The sequence below is a fragment of the Streptomyces sp. NPDC059456 genome, assembly GCF_042750055.1.
In the GTDB taxonomy this organism is placed as follows: domain Bacteria; phylum Actinomycetota; class Actinomycetes; order Streptomycetales; family Streptomycetaceae; genus Streptomyces.
The window spans coordinates 1-14,393 of record NZ_JBHYVA010000155.1 but is presented as its reverse complement, the minus strand read 5'-3'; the positions used below and the strand labels follow the sequence as shown (position 1 = coordinate 14,393).

General features: G+C 73.1%; 11 protein-coding genes and 1 pseudogene. 7 read left to right on the top strand and 5 right to left on the bottom strand.

The window, feature by feature from the left end; translation table 11 throughout:
* Positions 1–345: ABATE domain-containing protein (locus ACFXA3_RS16225; RefSeq protein ID WP_385187252.1), on the bottom strand; the 345-nt coding region annotated here is incomplete at its 3' end.
* Positions 346–426: 81 nt separating this feature from the next.
* Between ACFXA3_RS16225 and ACFXA3_RS16220 the strand changes: the two genes are divergently transcribed.
* Positions 427–1,284 (top strand): alpha/beta fold hydrolase, encoded by an 858-nt coding sequence (locus tag ACFXA3_RS16220; RefSeq protein ID WP_385187250.1) that lies wholly within the window; start codon positions 427–429, stop codon positions 1,282–1,284.
* Between the two features lie 1,240 nt (positions 1,285–2,524).
* Here ACFXA3_RS16220 and ACFXA3_RS16215 read toward each other — a convergent pair.
* Positions 2,525–4,210: an MFS transporter gene (locus tag ACFXA3_RS16215; protein WP_385187248.1), complete on the bottom strand. Its 1,686-nt coding sequence runs from the start codon at positions 4,208–4,210 to the stop codon at positions 2,525–2,527.
* Between the two features lie 372 nt (positions 4,211–4,582).
* Between ACFXA3_RS16215 and ACFXA3_RS16210 the strand changes: the two genes are divergently transcribed.
* The 3 genes and pseudogenes from ACFXA3_RS16210 (at position 4,583) to ACFXA3_RS16200 (ending at position 7,568) form a co-directional block, all read left to right on the top strand.
* Complete coding sequence (locus ACFXA3_RS16210; protein ID WP_385187247.1) at positions 4,583–5,359, top strand: ABC transporter ATP-binding protein; 777 nt, start codon at positions 4,583–4,585, stop codon at positions 5,357–5,359.
* A 153-nt stretch (positions 5,360–5,512) separates the two neighbouring features.
* A pseudogene (locus tag ACFXA3_RS16205) lies at positions 5,513–6,688 on the top strand (dihydrolipoamide acetyltransferase family protein); the annotation flags it as partial.
* Between the two features lie 115 nt (positions 6,689–6,803).
* Positions 6,804–7,568 (top strand): hypothetical protein, encoded by a 765-nt coding sequence (locus ACFXA3_RS16200; RefSeq protein WP_385187245.1) that lies wholly within the window; start codon positions 6,804–6,806, stop codon positions 7,566–7,568.
* A 44-nt stretch (positions 7,569–7,612) separates the two neighbouring features.
* Here ACFXA3_RS16200 and ACFXA3_RS16195 read toward each other — a convergent pair whose 3' ends face one another.
* The gene (locus ACFXA3_RS16195; RefSeq protein ID WP_385187243.1) at positions 7,613–8,029 is read right to left on the bottom strand and encodes a PPOX class F420-dependent oxidoreductase; all 417 of its coding nucleotides are present in this window, start codon (positions 8,027–8,029) and stop codon (positions 7,613–7,615) included.
* Positions 8,030–8,103: 74 nt separating this feature from the next.
* Complete coding sequence (locus tag ACFXA3_RS16190; RefSeq protein WP_385187241.1) at positions 8,104–9,306, bottom strand: DUF1266 domain-containing protein; 1,203 nt, start codon at positions 9,304–9,306, stop codon at positions 8,104–8,106.
* Between the two features lie 367 nt (positions 9,307–9,673).
* On the opposite strand from ACFXA3_RS16190, the gene ACFXA3_RS16185 reads away from it, so the two are divergent.
* A complete protein-coding gene (locus ACFXA3_RS16185; protein WP_385187239.1) occupies positions 9,674–10,828 on the top strand; it encodes an IS701 family transposase in 1,155 nt (384 codons plus the stop codon).
* On the opposite strand, the gene ACFXA3_RS16180 is transcribed toward ACFXA3_RS16185, so the two are convergent.
* Positions 10,825–12,756 carry a helix-turn-helix domain-containing protein gene (locus tag ACFXA3_RS16180; protein ID WP_385187237.1) on the bottom strand — a complete coding sequence of 644 codons (1,932 nt, stop codon included), beginning with the start codon at positions 12,754–12,756 and terminating at the stop codon, positions 10,825–10,827. The two genes, ACFXA3_RS16185 and ACFXA3_RS16180, sit on opposite strands and share 4 nt — an antisense overlap.
* A 306-nt stretch (positions 12,757–13,062) precedes the next feature.
* Between ACFXA3_RS16180 and ACFXA3_RS16175 the strand changes: the two genes are divergently transcribed.
* On the top strand, positions 13,063–13,803 hold the full coding sequence (locus ACFXA3_RS16175) for a methyltransferase domain-containing protein (protein ID WP_385187235.1): 741 nt from the start codon (positions 13,063–13,065) through the stop codon (positions 13,801–13,803).
* Between the two features lie 23 nt (positions 13,804–13,826).
* A partial coding sequence (locus tag ACFXA3_RS16170; RefSeq protein ID WP_385187233.1) for an anthranilate synthase component II occupies positions 13,827–14,393 on the top strand: 567 nt, incomplete at its 3' end.

The window sequence follows — 14,393 nt, the reverse complement described above, 5'->3', positions numbered from 1 at the left end:
GCATTGGGTTTCGGGGGCTGGTTTTTTTTTATACGAGCCGGGGGGGGGGGGGGCGGGTGCGGCCGCGGCCGCCTCGTTCAGTGCGCGCAGGGCGCCCGCCGGGGGCCGTTCGCCGCGCCGTGCGGCCGCGAGCGCCGCGCCGGCCGCCTCCCGTACGGCGTGGACGGCCGTCACCTCGGCCGGGCCGACCTTCGCGACCGGTCCGAGCCTGCCGTCCTGGGCGGCCAGCCAGGCGGCGAGCCCTTCCGGGCCGGCGATCAGGTCGCCCGCGCCGGTGGGGCGGGTGTTGAGCAGGTCCAGGGCGAGGGGTTCGCCGGTCAGCGGGAACGTGGGGGGCACCGTCATGAAACTAATGCTACGGGAACCACTTGACCCGTTAGTCGTTCATGGTGAAACTAATGGGACCTAGGCCTTGGGAGGCATGTGATGCAGCTCGTCCAGCACCGCACCGCCGAGGTGCACGGGGTCCGCGTCGCCTACCGCGAGAGCGGCCCGGCCGACGGTCCGGTCCTGCTGCTCCTGCACGGATTCCCCACCTCCTCGCACCAGTTCGCCCGGCTGATGGACGCCCTGGGCGACACCCCGTACCGGCTGATCGCCCCCGACTACCCCGGCTTCGGCCGCACCGAGGCGCCGGACGGGTTCACGTACACCTTCGACCGGCTCGCCGACGTCGTGGAGGGCTTCACCGACGCCCTCGGGCTGGACCGGTTCGCGCTGTACGTCTTCGACTTCGGCGCCCCCGTCGGGCTGCGGCTCGCCGCGCGGCGGCCCGGGCGGGTGACGGGCCTGATCGTGCAGAACGGCAACGCGTACGAGGAGGGGCTCTCCGACGCGGCGCGCGCGTTCGCCGCACTGCGGCGCGAGGTGCCGGGCGACGAGGAGCGGGTGCGGGGGCTGTTCACCGCGGACGGCATCCGCTTCCAGTACGAGACCGGGGTCGCCGACCCGGCGCTGGTCTCCCCGGACGGCCGGACCCTGGACGTGCACTACCTCGGACTGCCCGGGCGCGCCGACGCACAGGCCGACCTGGCGTTCGACTACGCCTCGAACTTCGCCCACTACCCCGCCTGGCAGGCCTGGCTGCGGGCCGCCCGGGTGCCGGTCCTGGTCGTCTGGGGTGCGGGGGACCCGTTCTTCACCCCGGCGGGGGCCGAGGCGTACCTGCGGGACGCGCCGGACGCCGAGGTGCACGTCTTCGAAGGGGCGGGGCACTTCGCGCTGGAGACGCACCTCGGGGAGATCGCCCCGCTGATCGGGGAGTTCCTCACGAAGCTCCCCTGACCCGACCCGACCCGACCCGACCCGACCTGATCCGACCCGACCCGACCTGACCCGGCCCGGCGCCTAGCCGGCGGCCGGGGGCCGGGGCGGCGGGGGCGGCGGCGCCGGACCCGGCGGCGCCGCGGCGGGCGGGGGGGGGGGGGGGGGGGGGGGCCGCCCCCCCCCCGCCCCCGCGGGGGGTTGGGGGTCGCCCGCGGGCGGCGCGCCCCCCCCCGGGGGGCGCCCCCCGCAACACCCGCCCCCCCCCGCCCGCCCGCCGCCCCGGCGGCCGGCTGCCGGTCCTGCGGCTGCGGCTGCGCCGGACCCGGCGGCGCCGCGGCGGGCGTGTGGCGGTACGGGTCGCTGCGCAGGCCCCGGCAGGTGACCACCAGGGTGAAGGCGGCGGGCGCGGTGGCCGGCAGCTGCGCCGTCAGGGTGCCGGTGGCCGGGTCGTACGCGGCCGGCAGGACGGTGGAGTCGACCTCGACCCGGGCCTCCGGGCCGAAGCCGCCGCCCTCCACCACGAGCGCGGTGCCCGTCACCGTCACACCCGTGACCACCGGATTCGCGCGCGTGGCCATCTTGTTGACCAGGTACGCCCCGGCCGGGGCGCCGGTCAGTGCCCAGATCTCGGCGGGCAGGCGGGGCAGGCCGCCGCCCACGTCGGAGAGGAAGAAGAGCACCACGTACAGCATGGTGACCGCGCTGAGCGCCACGTACTGGAGGTCGACCAGGTCGGTGCGCCCGCTGTCGTTGGCGATCAGCTCGCGCAGCGGCCGCTGCCCGGACCGCGTCGGCTTCGGGGCGGGCTTGGCCATGCTGCCGTTCTCGACGCGGATGCCGACGACGGTCTTCGCCGCGATCAGGGCCACGTACGGGCCCCCGAGCAGCGGCAGGTACACGGTGGTCAGCGAGGACAGCGGGCCGTGCGCGCCGGTGAACCAGCCGACGCCGCCGCCCGCCGTGAGCCCGTACGCGAGGATCGTCAGCAGCAGCCAGACCAGGATCACCGTCCAGGCCAGGGCCAGGGTGGTGGAGGTGGAGAGCCGGCCGTCGCGGCCGGTGACGAAGCCGGGGTGGCGGCGCAGCCGCAGGGCGATCGGCACGGCGATGGCGGCCAGTAAGGCCAGTGCGAAGAGTGCGGAAGTCATGTGCGTCCCCCCGGAGTACAGCTCGGATGCAGGACTCCGAGGTGTACTCCGTTGACCGGGGCCATGACAAGCCGCCGCGGTCGAGCCCCGGCGGTGCACACCGGTCCTCCTCAGTCCTCCCGCTGCTCCTCCAGGATCGGGAACCGGCGCGGGGCCACCAGCAGCAGGACCAGCAGGGCCGCCACGGCCGCGGCGGTCGCGCCGAGGAAGATGTGGTCCACGGCGGCGGCCACCGACTCGCGCAGGTAGTCGGCGGCGGCCCGCGGGAGCAGTTCCGGCCGGTCGAGGGCCTCGGACACGCCGTCGAGGTGGTCCGGCAGGCCGCTCATCGGGGAGTGCGCCAGCCGGGCGGCGATGGTCGCGTTGGCGACCGCTCCGAACAGGGCGGCCCCCAGGCTCTGCCCGACCTGGCGGCAGAACAGCACCGAGGCCGTCGTCGTGCCGCGCTCGGACCAGCCCACGGTGGACTGGACCCCGACGATCAGCGGCAGCTGGAACAGGCCGAGGGCCGCGCCCAGCAGCAGCATGATCAGCGTGGGCTGCCAGGGCCGGGCGGGGTACGGCAGCAGCGTGAACGCGAACAGGATCACGGCGGCCAGCGAGATCCCGACGGCCGCGGAGTTGCGGAAGCCGATGCGCCGGTAGACGTGCTGGCTGAAGGCGGCGGAGACGGGCCAGGTGAGGGTCATCGCGGACATGACCAGTCCGGCGCTGATGGGGCCGAGGCCGAGGACGGACTGCGCGTACGTGGGGACGAACACCAGCGGGGCGACCATGAGCAGGCCGAGCGCCCCGAGCGCCAGGTTGACGGCGGCGATCGTGCGCCGGCGCCACACCCAGCCGGGCAGGATCGGTTCCTCGGCCCGGCGTTCGATCCGCACGACGACGGCCGCCAGGGCCGCGCTCGCGCCCAGCAGCCCGAGGGAGGGCGCGGACAGCCAGGGCCAGGCGACCCCGCCCTGCACCAGCGCGAAGAGCAGCAGGCCGCCGCAGGCGAAGACGCCGAGCGCGCCCGCCCAGTCGACGGGGCCGCGGGGCCCGCGGGAGCGTACGGGTTCGACGAGGTGGCGGGCGAGCATCCACAGGGCCAGGCCGCCCAGCGGCAGGTTGATCAGGAAGATCCAGCGCCAGTCGGCGTACGACGCGATGAACCCGCCGACGGCGGGGCCGGCCACGGCGGAGGCGGCCCACACCGAGGACATCCTGGCCTGGATCCTCGGGCGGTCCTTGAGCGGGTACAGGTCGGCCGCCAGGGTCTGCACGGTGCCCTGGAGGGCGCCGCCGCCCAGGCCCTGGACGAGCCGGAAGGCGATCAGGGCGGCCATGTTCCAGGCGAGCGCGCACAGCAGGGAGCCGAGGACGAACAGGGCTATGCCGAAGAGCAGGACGGGCTTGCGGCCGAAGGTGTCGGAGAGCTTGCCGTAGACCGGCAGGGTGACGGTGACGGCGAGCAGGTAGCCGGCGAAGAGCCAGGAGAAGACGGAGAAGCCGCCGAGGTCGCCGACGATCTGGGGCACGGCGGTGGAGACGATGGAGCTGTCGAGGGCGACGAGGGCCATCGCCAGCATGAGGGCCGTGACCAGGGCGGTACGCGGCCCCCGCCGCCCGCCGGCCCCGGACCCCGCCCCGGGCCCCGCCCCGGGCCCGGCCCTGGTCCCCGCCCTGGTCGCGGCCGCGGCCGCGGGTCCGGATTCGGGCGCGGGCGCCTTGGCCGGTATGCCGCCCGTCGCCGCGCCGTCACTGCTCTTGCCGGTGGCGTCCCCGGTGCGTCCGCCCGTGCTCTCCTCCGCGCCCACCTAGATCCTTTCACTGTGCACGCATCTGCGGGGAACACCTTCTCATCACGGTGTATCCGGCGGTATCCCCCCGGTATCCCCCAGAACCGGTACGCCAAAGGATGCAGAACCCCTAGGGGTTGCTCCTCACCAAGGCCCAGGGATCGTTCGTCCCGGCGGAGGAGGAGGGCGGCTCCGCGGTGTCCTTAACTGGTTCATACGAGCGGGGGTGGGGCTAACCCCCCAATGGATACGGCGACGGGCACCAGCGCGCCGGACGCCTCCGCCCCGCAGACTTCACGACGGCAGCACGGCGGAAACCGGCCACACGGGCCGTCGCCGGCCACACGCGCGGCAACGCAACGAACGAGGGGGAGCACCGTGACAACGGCGATGACCGAAACCAGGCACGGGGGTACTGGAGGGCATGAATCCGTCGCGGCCCGGGCGCGCAAGGTCGTCAAGGCCTACGGCGCCGGGGAGACCCGGGTGGTCGCCCTCGACGAGGTGGACGTCGACATCAAGCGCGGCCAGTTCACCGCGATCATGGGCCCCTCGGGTTCCGGCAAGTCCACGCTGATGCACTGCCTCGCCGGTCTCGACACCGTGACCAGCGGGCAGATCCACCTGGACGACACCGAGATCACCGGGCTGAAGGACAAGAAGCTCACGCAGCTGCGCCGCGACCGGATCGGCTTCATCTTCCAGGCCTTCAACCTGCTGCCCACGCTCAACGCCCTGGAGAACATCACGCTCCCCATGGACATAGCGGGCCGCAAGCCCGACGCGGAGTGGCTGAACCGGGTCGTGGAGACCGTCGGCCTCGCGGGCCGGCTCAAGCACCGGCCCACCGAACTCTCCGGCGGCCAGCAGCAGCGCGTGGCCGTCGCCCGCGCCCTCGCGGCCCGCCCGCAGATCATCTTCGGCGACGAGCCCACCGGAAACCTGGACTCCCGGGCCGGCGCCGAGGTCCTCGGCTTCCTGCGCCGCTCGGTGGACGAGCTGGGCCAGACCATCGTGATGGTCACGCACGACCCGGTGGCCGCCTCGTACGCCGATCGCGTGATCTTCCTGGCCGACGGCCGGATCGTGGACGAGATGTACGGGCCCACCGCCGACCAGGTGCTCGACCGCATGAAGGACTTCGACGCCCGCGGACGGACCTCATGAGCGTCATGAAGACGTCGCGGCGCAACTTCGTCGCGCACAAGGGCCGCATGGCGCTCTCCGCCATCGCGGTCATGCTGTCCGTGGCCTTCGTCTGCGGCACGCTGGTGTTCACCGACACCATGAACACCACCTTCGACAAGCTGTTCGCGGTGACCAGCTCCGACGTCACGGTCAGCCCCAAGGCGGCCGGGGACGGCGAGGAGGCGCCGAGCCGCGGCAAGCCGGAGACCCGGGGGGGGGGGCGCCGCGCGCGGGGGGCGGGGGGGGCGCCGGGCGCCCCTCGGGCCGCCGGCGGCCGGGCGGCGCCCCGCCGGGGGGGCCGCGCCGGCCGCCGTACCGGCCCTGCCGGAGGCCGCTCCGGCCCCCGCGCTGAACGGGAACGGCCACGGCGCCGGCGAGCGCCCGCTGGCGAAGCCGCCGGTGCGCAAGCTCGCCAAGGACCTCGGGATCGACCTGGCCTCCGTGGTGCCCACCGGGGAGGGCGGGGTCGTGACCCGCGAGGACGTGCACGCCGCCGCGGCGGCCGCGCTCACCCCGCAGGCCGTGGCCGCCCCGGCTGCGGCCGCGGTACCGGTACCGGCGCAGGCCGACGCGGTCGCCCCGGCGCCGGCGGCGGGCGAGGCAACGGCGCGGGAGACCCGCATCCCGGTCAAGGGCGTCCGCAAGGTCACCGCCCAGGCCATGGTCAGCTCCGCGTTCACCGCGCCGCACGTCACCGAGTTCATCACCTTCGACGTGTCCCGCACGATGAAGCTGGTCCAGGAGCTCAAGGCCGACCCCGACCTGGCCGGGCTGCGGATCAACCCGCTGCTGCTCATCGCCAAGGCGGTGCTGGTGGCCGTCCGCCGCAACCCGGACGTCAACGCGTCCTGGGACGAGGCGGCCCAGGAGATCGTGCTCAAGCACTACGTCAACCTGGGCATCGCGGCAGCCACCCCGCGCGGCCTGATCGTCCCGAACATCAAGGACGCGCACGCCAAGACGCTGCCCGAGCTGTCGACGGCCCTGTCCGAGCTGGTCGCCACGGCCCGCGAAGGCAAGACCTCCCCGGCCGACATGCAGAACGGCACCCTCACCATCACCAACGTCGGCGTCTTCGGCGTCGACACCGGTACGCCCATCCTGAACCCCGGCGAGTCCGCGATCCTCGCGGTCGGCGCGATCAAGCTCCAGCCGTGGGTCCACAAGGGCAAGGTGAAGCCGCGCCACGTCACGACGCTGGCGCTGTCGTTCGACCACCGGCTCATCGACGGCGAGCTCGGCTCCCGCTTCCTGGCGGACATCGCGGCCGTCCTGGAGCACCCCCGCCGCCTCGTCACCTGGTCGTAGGCGCACCGCTCGCACCGCGCATCCGAAGGCCCCCTCGCCACCGCACCGCGAGGGGGCCTTCGGCGTACCCGGGAGGGACGGGGGCGGTAGCCTCCCGCCGGGGAAGGGGGACCGGGTGGCCATTGCCGGGTTGCAGGTGTACTCCGTCGAGGAGGCCGACGTCACGGGCGGCGTGTGCGTGGTCCGCTGCCTGGGCGGGGTCGCGCGCGCCGGGCAGGTCTACGCCGCCGGGGAACTGCGGCTCGGGCTGAGCCGGATCGAGCGGCACGGGCGCACCGTGGCCTTCTTCGATGCTGGCCACGTGGCCCGGGTCCACCTCAGGGGCGCCTTGGTCGCCCTGCTCGCCCGGGGGCAGGTGCTGACCGCGGTCCCGCCCGGCGGGCACGCGCTGGAGGACATCGAGGCCTGGCTGGCCACCGGTCCGCCGCTGCTGGAGGAGCCGCAGCCGCGGACGCTGCGCGCGCTGGCCGTGGGAGGCATGCAGGAGGACCGGCTGCCGGCGGAGACCCGGCTGCGCTGGGGGCGGGTGGCGGTGGCGGCGGCGTACCGCTGCGCGGAGGCGGAGGGCGCGTCCGACCTGGTGCGGGGGATCGAGCTGGCCTTCGTACGGGGTTACCTGATCAGGGAGTTCGGGCCGGGCCGGGGCGGCGACCCGGCCGCCCTGTGCCGGGAGCTGCTCGCGCTGGTCGACCTCACCCCGGCGCAGGCCGCCGCGCGGGCCGGCCACTGGCGCGACCTGCCCCGCGCGGAGATCGTCCACCTGCGCCGGATCAAGAACCTGCTCCGCTGGACGGACGCGGCCCGCCCCCACCTCCCGGAGGGCGAACCGCTCGCCGCGACCCTCGACGCCTGGTCGCGGCTGCGCCCGGGGCTTCCGTAGGCGGTGGCCGGCCGCCGCCGGCCGGGGAGACGGCCGGTCCCGGGTCAGCCCGCCTTGGCGGCGTTGCCGAGCACCTTCGTCGGGGTGATGCGGACGACGACGCGGACGTTCTCGGCCGGGGCCTCGGCGTACTCCTTGCCGGCGCCCGGGCCCATGTACTCCTCGGCGATGCGGACGGCGACCGCGCGGTCCGCGTCCTCGGTGAGGGTGGCCGTGCCGCGGATCTCCACGTAGACGAACGGGTTGGCGGTGTCGAAGACGGTCAGCCCGACGCGCGCGTCCCGGGCGATGTTCCGCTCCTTGCGGCGTCCCTGTTCGGTGGAGACCAGCAGGTCGCCGCCGTCCCGGCTCACCCAGACCACCGAACTCTGCGGACTGCCGTCGGGGTTGAGGGTGGAGAGGACGGCCGGGTGCGGGGAGTCGAGCAGCTTGCGAACCGTCTCGTTCAGCACAAGGGTCATGCGGGCGAGGCTAGTCGGAGCGCTCCCGGGCCGTCCAAGGAATCCCCGATACTGGGGCAGGTCGGCCACCGCCGCTACTTCCAGGGGATGTTGAGCCAGGGGCTGGCGGGCGTGCCGGTCAGCGTCAGGTGCGTGGCGAGGGAGCTGTCGTACCACTCGCCGAACTCCTCCTCGTCGAAGTGCAGGCACCGGCCGAGCAGGTACCCGGCCGAGAAGTCCGCCCAGGAGCGGTACGTCTCGACGGCCGCCTCACCGGCGCGCCGCACGGCGCGTTCGGCCTCCTCCAGGGTGCCGTGGCGGGCGCCGAGGCCCCAGCGGGCCATCTGGGAGGCCCGGCCGATGTCCCAGCCCTCGACGGAGCGCACGTAGCCGTCCTCGGGGAGCAGCCCGTCGGCCCGGAAGCGCTGCTCGTACCGGGTGATGCGGCCGATGAGCCGGTGCACGCCGGTGATCTCGCCCTCGACCTCGGCGGTGGGTCGCGGCTGTGCGACCGTGACCCCGTCGGGGGTGAGCTGCGGTTCGGCGGCCCGTTCGGCGCTGCGGCGCAGGCTGGCCTCGGCGGCGTGCCGCCAGTGCTCGGCGTCGACCGGCCCGGCGAAGTCGGAGGCGAGGATCCGGCGGACCCGCAGGGCGAACTCCCAGACGGGGCTGACGATCTCGGCGTTCAGCATGCGGTGCAGGACGTCCAGCCACTCCTCGCGGGTGGTGATGCCCCACCACTTGCGCAGGCGTTCGCGCTCGCGGGTGTAGCCGCCGCCGTGGTAGGCCAGCGCGTTCCAGAACTCCCCGTTGGTGACGGCGAGATGGGCGCCGACGGCGAGTCCGCGGGCGACGGGGCCGTGCAGCGGCCCGCCCACGTGCAGGGCGTGCACCTCGCCGACGGGCAGGCCCCAGCCGGTGGCGGCGTCCGCGTGGGCGCGCCAGCGGGCGAGGTCGGCGGGGCCCGTGGTCAGGTAGGCCTCGACGGGGCTGCCGGGGTTCACCGCCAGGTACGCGGGGTCGCGCCGCTCCCAGACGCCCGCGAACCAGGACAGGCGCTGGCGCACGAACACGGTCTCGGGAGTGGGAACGGGCAGCATGCCGGCGGTGTACACGGGCAGGCTGTGGCCGACCGGGTGGAAGCGGGCGTGCGAGGGTTCGGCGTCGACCTGTGCGCGGGACTGGGGGAGGAACAGCTCGGAGCGGGCGAGCACGTCCAGGTACCGGTCCCACGCGCCGGCGCTCTTGGCCTCGTACAGCTCTCGTTCTATGGCGCTCGGCGCGGTCCAGGTCCCCATGGGGGCACACCCTAGCCGGGCCCCTCGCCGGGCCGTGCAGTGGTGGCCGGGCCACCGTGGCGGAGCCGCGCGGTGGTGGGCGGGGCACCTTTTCCCCGCAGCGGCCCGGGCGTGGTGCGGACGGGGCGGGTGGTCCGGTCCGTCTCGAGCGGGGCTCCGGGAGTCTGCGAGCCGTTGCTGCCCTGGCCAAGGGCCTGTCGGGGACTCCGTCAAATGATCATTCGGGTTCCCGTGGTCCGTTCGGGGCTGATGACCCCCCGTGCACGCGGGGCCGAATGTGTGTGACCGCTCCACCTGGTTCTCCCGCCCGGCCCGGCCGCAGGGTTGAGGAGCTGGAGAGAACACCGGGGGAAGGGATGGATCCATCATGAGCGCACCGAGTCTCGAACGTTTGGAGACCCTGAGCAGCCGGTTCGTACCGGACCTGGTCGTGGACGAACTCTGCGCCGAGCTGTTCGCCTCGCTGCCGCGCAGCGACCAGCGGCGCAAGGGGGAGGTGTACCTGCGCGGCCTGCTCAAGGCCGAGGGCCGCAAGTCGATACGCAACATCGCGGCGCACGTCGGCGACCGGGCGGCCGAGCAGAGCCTGCACCACTTCGTGGTGTCGTCCACCTGGGACTGGGGTCCGGTGCGCGCCGCCCTCGCCCGCTACCTGGAACGGGCGCTGCGGCCCCGCGCCTGGGTGGTGCAGCCGGTGGTGATCTCCAAGGCCGGCACGGAGTCCGTCGGGGTGGCCCGCCGCTTCGTGCCCGAGCGCGGCCAGATGGTCAACAGTCAGGTGGCGTTCGGCGTGTGGTCCGTCGGCGAGGACCAGAGCTGCCCGGTCAACTGGCGGCTCGCGCTCACCCAGAAGTGGCGCGAGAGCGTCGGCCCGCTCTCCCCCAACGTCCACGAGTCGGAGCTGGCCACCACCCCGCTCGAATGCGCCGCCGGAGCCGTCGAGGAGCTGCGCGACTGGGTCGGCCAGAGCCGCCGGCCGGTGGTGTTCGACCTGCCCGACGTCGACCCGGCCGCGGTGGCCCGCCGGTTCGGCCCGGCCGGGATGCACTTCGTGGCGTCGGCCCGAGGCTCGCTGCGGGTCCGCTGCGTGGACCCGGTCCTGCCGAGCAGCGGCAACCGCGAGCTCGCCGCGCACCAGCTGCTGCTGATGGCCCGCACCCTGCGCCGCCCGGTGACCTGGGTGGACCCGCTGACCCTCCAGCAGCGCACCACGCTGGTGGTCGGCGTGCGGGTGGAGCTGCCGCAGTCGCCCCGTCCGCTGCTGCTGTTCGGCGAGTGGAACGACCCGCGGGGCTGGCCCGAGCAGTGCTGGATCAGCGATATGACGCAGGCGCCGCCCGGCGGGCTGCTGCGGCTCGCGAAGCGGGCCCAGAACGTCGAGGCGGACTTCGTGAACATCTCGCAGAAGGTGGGGCTCACCGATTTCGGCGGCCGCTCCTTCGGCGGCTGGCACCGGCACACCACCCTGGCCTCCGCCGCGCACGCGGTCCGCATGATCACCCAGCGCGCCGTCGCCGGCTAGCCGATGATCTGCCTCGGCTGTCCGGCGCGGGGGGCCTTGTTCAGGGCCTGGCGGGTCCGCTGGAGCTGGAGGGCCAGCTGCACCTGGAGGGCCTGGGTCGGCTTCTGCCAGTCCTCGCCCAGGATCTCGGTGATCCGCTCCAGCCGGCGCGAGACCGTGTTGGGGTGGACGTGCAGGGACTCGGCCGCCCTGGAAGGGCTGTTGGCCGAGGCGAAGTACGCCTCCATGGTGCGGATCAGCTCGGTGTACTGCTGGTCGTCGTAGTCCAGGACGGGACCGATGGTGTCGTTGATGAAACCGGCGATGTTCGGCTTCTCGGAGAGCAGGACGCCGAGGAAGCCCAGCTCGTCGGGGGAGGCGGTGCTGCCGGCGCCGGTGAGCGCCGCGACCGCGTCCAGGACCCGGCGGGCCTCCTGGTACATGTGGACGATGCCGGCCGGATCGTCCACGGGACCGGCGGAGCCGGCCGTGACGGGCTTGCCGAGCACCTCGGAGAGTTCGCGGGACGCCGTACGGGCGATGGCCCCGGCCCCGGTGCCGGGCAGCAGCAGCACGACGACGTCGCCGTCCACGCTCTTGAGGCCGTGGTGGCGGTTGGCGTACGAGGCGGCCCAGGCGACCACGCGGCCCTGGACCCCGCCTTCGGGCCGGGCGATCACGATGACGTGGGGTTCGTCGAGGTTCAGCGCGAGGCGGCGGCTCTGCTCCGCGATCTGCACGGGGGACAGCGAGGTGCCCCGCAGCAGGTCGTGGAAGAACTCGTCCCGCATGTGGCCCTCGGCGGCGGCCATGCCCTGCTCCATCAGCAGTACCACGGCGGTGACCTGGGCGGTGAGCGCGAGGAGCTGGACCTGGCGGTCGGTGACGGGCTCCTTGCAGGACAGGATGAGCGTGCCCAGCATCTCGTCGCCCGCGGCGACCGAGGCGATCCACACCCCGTCGCTCGTGCTGCGCGGCTGCCGGTCGGTGTGGGCGTCCAGCAGGACGGTGCGGACCTCCGCCTCGTTCAGCGCGGGGGGTTCGCCGCCGGGGCAGGCGAGGTTGCGGCCGGACGCATCCCGGACGAGGAGCGTGCCGTCGAGGCCCTTGACCGCTTCGGCGGCCAGGTTGCCGAGGCCGCCGCCCTGGAGCACCAGGTCGAGCAGCCGGCCGTGGGTCTCGCGGAGCTGGCGGGCGGTGGTGGAGGAGTCGCGGGCGCGGGAGGTGTCCTGCTCCAGCTCCACGACCTCGTACCGGGTCTGCTCCAGCAACCGGGCCTTTTCGATCGCAACGGTTGCAAGGTCTGCGAGTGAACTCATCAGCGACACTTCGTCCGGGGTGAAGTGGCGGATGTTGCGGTCCGCCACGTACAGGGCTCCCAGGGCGGTTCCGGCGTGCCGCAGCGGGACGGCCATGACGGCGTGCAGCCCCTCGGCCTGCACCACCTCGTCGATGACGGGGCTGTGCTGGAAGGTTTTGTCGTTCATGTAGTCGGCCGACCAGAACGGGGCGGAACCGTCCGCGGCCCGCTTGCCGACGCCCCCGCCGGTCAGCGGGATGGCGAATCCGATGGTCAGCGCGGAGGCGTGGCCGTCGGCCGAACGGACCCTGGAGCACTGCTCGTCGAGGTCGTCGAAGCTCACCCAGGCCATGTCGAGCCCGAGCAGCAGCCGGGCCCGGCGGGTGATCACCTTCAGGAGTTCGTCGAGGTCGTACGGCAGGGTCAGGTCACGTGCGGTGTCCACGAGGGCGGCGAGGCCGGCCTCGCGCTGCTGGCGGCGCACGAAGAGCGCACGGATGCCGAGACTCTGGTCCCTGGCCCTGGTCAGCTGGGCGAGGGCGTCCCCGGACAGGCCGGACTCACGTGCTTTGCGGACCACGTCGTCGAAGGCAGCCGCGGGCGCCTCTCTGTTCAGCAGTTCCAGCATTTCGTAAGCGTGGTCAACCACGACTTCTCCCCCGACCCCCATAAAAGCCGTTCACGTTTGCACCAACCGAGGTGCAAGCAATCCCTGGCCTGCCTGAAAGTATCTCTTGGGGCAAGAACCGGTCAAGAATCACTTGAGATGCGATCCAGGTCAGGGACGCGGAGGGTGATCGCGTCACCACGGTCCATGAGCGACGCTGTCATCTGAGCACCTTCTGGTCGAGGCTCACTCAAGGGCAGGCTGATCACCGAGCGTTCCGGTGCCGACACCACCGTCGCCACCGCCGGCGCCGTCACCACAGCCTGTCGTTTCCTTGGGGGGATTCGCATGTCTCAGCTGTCTCAGCTGTCTCAGCTTCAGAGTTACGAGCGGTCGCTGCTCCGCAGCCGCCTGTCGCTGACCAGGCAGGACCGGCCGCGCGTGTTCACGCTCGGCGACCGCGAATGGGATCTGTTCGACGAGGTCTTCGCCCCCGTCTACTCCCCCTCCACGGGCGTGGCCCTCGAACTGCTCGGCCTCAACGGGCTTTCCCCGCAGCGGCGTTCGGGTTCGTTCCTGGAAATCGGATGCGGTACCGGCGTCATCGCCGTGACGGCCGCACTGGCCGGGTACGACCGGGTCGTGGCGGCCGACATCAGCCCCGCCGCCGTGGAGAACGCCGCCGTCAACGCGGACCGGCACGGGGTCGCGGACCGCCTCCAGGCCCTGCACAGCGACCTGTTCTCCGGCCTGCGCGAGGACGAGCGGTTCGACCTCGTCTTCTGGAGCTCCAACTACGTGATGGGGCCGGAGGGGTACGAGTACAAGTCGGTGCACGAGCGGGCGTACGTGGACACCGGCTACCAGGCGCACCGCCGCTACCTGGAGCAGGCCGTGCACTGGACCGCCCCGGGCGGCCGCGTCCTGCTGCACTTCAGCGACCGGGGGGACCTCGCGGCGCTGCACGAGCTGGCGGACGTCAGCGGGCGCGAGCTGTCGACGGTGGCGAGCTGCCGCGTCCGCGAGGGGGAGTACGGAGAGGACATGGTCGAGCACATGCTGCTCGAAATCAAGCCAATCCAGGCTTGATTTAGCCGGGGGGATATTTCATCGTGCGTACGCTTCTTGTAGACAATTACGACTCGTTTACATATAACCTCTTCCACTATCTGGCCGAGGTCAATGGCCGGGAGCCGGAAGTCGTCCGAAATGACGATCCGCACTGGAAGATCGCACAACTCGACGCGTTCGACAACGTCGTCATCTCGCCGGGTCCGGGCACTCCGCGCCGGGCCGCCGACTTCGGCGTGTGCGCCGAGATCATCGAGCGCTCGGCGCTGCCGCTGCTCGGCATCTGCCTCGGCCACCAGGGGATCGGCCACGTCCACGGGGCCACGGTCGACCGCGCGCCGGAGCCCCGGCACGGCCGCACCTCGCCCGTCCTGCACGACGGCACCGGGCTGTTCGCCGGGCTGCCCTCACCGCTGGAGGTGGTCCGGTACCACTCGCTCGCCGTGACGGACCTGCCGGACGAGCTCGAAGCCACGGCGTGGACGCCGGACGGCGTCCTGATGGGGCTGCGGCACCGGTCGCGGCCGATGTGGGGGGTGCAGTTCCACCCCGAGTCGATTTGCAGTCAGTACGGGATGGACCTGCTGGCAAACTTCGCCGGACTGACC